Below are 2,343 nucleotides of genomic sequence, written 5' to 3' on the forward strand. Positions count from 1 at the left end.
GTTCAGTTGGTTGAGCTTCCGGCAGAGTTGTTTGGCTGCCTGTCGGTATTTCCTGTTTTCTATCCATTCTAACATGACCATCAGGGTTTTTCCGGCCAGCTTCAGAAGACCTGGCCGTCGGGTTATCATCTGGAGAACTTTATTGATATCCCGGTGATCGGCGTAGCAGTCCTGGAAAAGCTCGATGAGCCTTTCCCTGGAATGGTATGCCATGAACTGCATCAGATCATAGAGTTTCTTTTTCTCGAGATCGCAACGGGTCATGGGTCTCCCTTTGAGAATCTCCATGATTGAGACCTTATCAGGAATGGTTGAGAGTTTTTGTTGAAACAGAACGATATCGTTTTGCTTGTCTGCTAATGCTGTTTGGAGGGCCGAAACCTTTTCCACGTTCCTTTTGTCGTTGCGCTTTACAAGTTTTGCTTCCGTGAGGAGGATTTCGTCTTGAATGGCCTGAGCTTCCTTCTTGAGAACTTTGATGGCTTTCTGGATCAGTGCGATTTCCGGATTATCAACGAGAGGCTGTTGTTCCAGTTCCTTGATGTCATAGCCGGGGTGATAGTTGAGGTTGAAAGTAGCCATAAGGTCTTTGTAAACGTTCTCAGACTTTCCCCACCGTTGGAGCATGTAGAAGGCGATATCATGGGCAGGTTTGGTGGTGTTGTTTGTGAAAACGCCGAGGCGCCTGCCAGTATCGACGTCCTTGAGGACAACCAATCTTACATCGAGCGAACTGGGGGTCTTGCGGCCGTCGTTCGACGCCGTTTGTATGGACTCGGCGACGGTGCGTTTTTCTTCGGCCACCACAAAACGATTATCCCCGCAAAATACACCCATGGAAAACGATTGGTCGGGGATGCTGTTTAATGACTTTTCACTGAGATATTTGGCCCATGTGACGAAGTCGGCGGTTTGATCCAGCTCTTTGAAAAAATGAATGCCGTATCCGCCACGGTCAAATACAAGAATCGGACGATCAATGCCAAAATCGACCAGCATCTCTGCGCTGCGGGCGATAATCGGTCTGAAGTCAATCTCATTTGACTCAGTGATAAAAAAGAGCGGTCTCCCCTGCAGGTCTGTTATGGCGTACAGCTCATTCCCTTTCATGGCCAACCGACGCACGGTAAAATAGCCTTTCGCAATCACGCTGAGGCCATAATAGGGCAGAAAATGGCCGTCAATGAAAAAGACTTCACGATCAATCCGCTCCTGATCCAGAAGGCGGCGTGCAAAAGCATCAATGAGATCCCCGCTGAGATGCTGATCGGCCATCTGGCCAAGACGCTCTCTCAAAGTCTTTTTGTCCGGCATGCGGCTACGGCCTATCAGAAGTCCGAACTCATTGGCGTTGACCAGCTTAAGGGTTTCTATGGATGGCAAACCATGGGTAATACTGTGAAAAATGGTAGCCATCACATCCACGCTTTGATAGGTGGCGCCGGAATACAATGGGAAGGGAGATAGAATTTCTTCAAAACCGATCTCCTGGAGGAAAAGATGATGCATTAACCCACCGGCAAAGGTGCATTTCATCCCTTGCTGCAGTTGATCGATGAAAGATTGTTGGGTCTCATTTTTGGCCCGGGGCGGGGGCTCGTTGCTGCATTCCTCAGCCACTTGTTTCAGTTCAGGCTCAGTATCGAAATTAAGCCAGAGTTGGCGCTGTTCCATATGTTCTTTTTCAAAGGCATCTGCTTCTTTGGCCATATCGAAAAGCTCGCCTTTGGTTAGCAACGAGGGCTGTTCTTCCTCCCCGGTGCGAATCCTGGCAACAGCGCTGCGGGAAATCTTGATGTCGAGATCCTGGCAGGCCTGATCCGCAATGTCCTGATCTTTCCATTCAGGATGCTCCGAAAGAAGGTTCTGGATATGGGAACGAACATCATCAACGTATTTGTATGGCTTTTTCAACCCGCGATCATCTGACAGCACAGCTTCTATGCCAAGAATACTTTTGGTTTGGAGAATCTTGCCGGCGGTGTTACGATGGAAGCCGCACAATTCGCCGGCGGTCTTGATATTGCAGATACCCCGCTCCACAAGCTGGACTAAGGCAATTTTCCGTTCGGCAGGGCTATCGATATCGAAATGGATTACGGGTCTGCGGTCCATAAAGACATATTTGATCTTCCGACCTCTCTCGTCGGGAGAGCAGAGGGTGAAAAAATCTCCGAATCTTTCGCTTTTGGTGCTGATTTCCATGGGTTAGATGGTCGCAAAAAACGTTTTGTTTTGCAAGCGAAAAATCAAAACTTATTTATCAATGATATCAACCATTTAAAAATTTGAAAGTCGGTGATGCACACCTTTACTTGAGAAATGACTGTTTTATTATTTCAA

At 47.9% G+C, this 2,343-nt stretch carries 1 protein-coding gene; it reads right to left on the minus strand.

The features are described 5' to 3' along the window. On the minus strand, nt 1–2,205 hold a 2,205-nt coding region (locus COW15_RS09935; protein WP_293632424.1), incomplete at its 3' end, for a putative transposase. Between the last annotated feature and the right edge of the window lie 138 nt (nt 2,206–2,343).

Source organism: Shewanella sp. CG12_big_fil_rev_8_21_14_0_65_47_15 (assembly GCF_002783505.1).
In the GTDB taxonomy this organism is placed as follows: domain Bacteria; phylum Pseudomonadota; class Gammaproteobacteria; order Enterobacterales; family Shewanellaceae; genus Shewanella.